Here is a 1,131-nt window from a genome sequence, read left to right as displayed (position 1 = left end):
TATTTTTTTGAGAGGAGATAAATTATAATTAATCATAAATCTTATGATTACAAGAGCTATTATTAAGCTTATGGTTCCTATAATGATTTGTTTTATCAAAGCGTTATTTACCGGATCTTTATAAATTTTTTCATCTGCTATTACACATACATTGTATCCTGTTGATGATTCTTGACATATTACTGCTTTGCGTGGAGCAGTTCCATCTTCAATAATCATAGGCTCATTGGAAAGTTGTCCTTTTTTACCTTCTGGAGTAGAAAGATAGGATTTTATAATGTTTTGAGATAAATCATCTTTTGTCAGCAATGCTTTTGAAGACTCATGAAACAATACAGTACCTTCATCATCTAAAACAACTGTATAACCACTTTGTGATTTTCCCATTGCTAATACATTATCTGAAAAAGTATTTAAATCGTAATTTCCACCAACTGCACCTATAAATTTACCATCTACAACAATAGGATATGAAAAAGCCAAAGAAGGAGCTTTTAGACTTGGAGCTATATAAGGTTTTGAAACAACAACTTTATCTTCTCCAGTGCTAACGCTTGTATACCAAGTTCTAGTTCTTGGATCATATCCATCAGAAGGCATTTGATGATTTCCATTTGATCTAATCATTGCGCCGTTTTTGGCAAGTCCTACATATAAAACATCAAAACGACTTGCTTCTTTTGCGACTTTAACCATAGTATAGATTTCCTCTAAACTTGCATTAGGTTTTTTTTGAATTTCAGCTGCAACAGCTTTTATAGCATCACTTCTTGAGGCAGTGTAATCATCAAAGCTTTTTAAAACATCTTGCATGGTTTTAATTTGTATATCGTTAATGAGTTTTTGTACATCATGTTTTACTTCAATATAATTAAAAGCATTTGCTATAAACAAAATAGCTATAATTGCTAAAAATACAAAAAAAGTAAGTTTGCTTGTTAGAGTTTTGGTAATTTTTCCCATCTAAATCATCCTTGTTTATAGATTGTGTAGTTCAAGATAAAAATTATCTTATATTATTTTTAATAAAAAAATATTCTATTTAAATGTAAAAAAACTATTTAACAAAAAGGCAAATAAAGTAATTAAAAATATAATAAGAAATAAAAAACCAAACCAAAACTATGGTTT

The 1,131-nt window shown here is 28.6% G+C and carries 1 protein-coding gene; it reads right to left on the bottom strand.

Annotated features, from left to right (window positions below):
• Nucleotides 1-963, bottom strand: a 963-nt coding sequence (locus L8X36_RS08045; protein ID WP_263683325.1) for a cache domain-containing protein, incomplete at its 3' end; no start/stop codon positions are given.
• Between the last annotated feature and the right edge of the window lie 168 nt (nt 964-1,131).

The sequence above is a fragment of the Campylobacter sp. CNRCH_2014_0184h genome (genome assembly GCF_025772985.1).
In the GTDB taxonomy this organism is placed as follows: Bacteria; Campylobacterota; Campylobacteria; order Campylobacterales; family Campylobacteraceae; genus Campylobacter_D.
The sequence above is the reverse complement of the archived record's forward strand: the minus strand, read 5'-3'. Positions and strand labels throughout refer to the sequence as shown.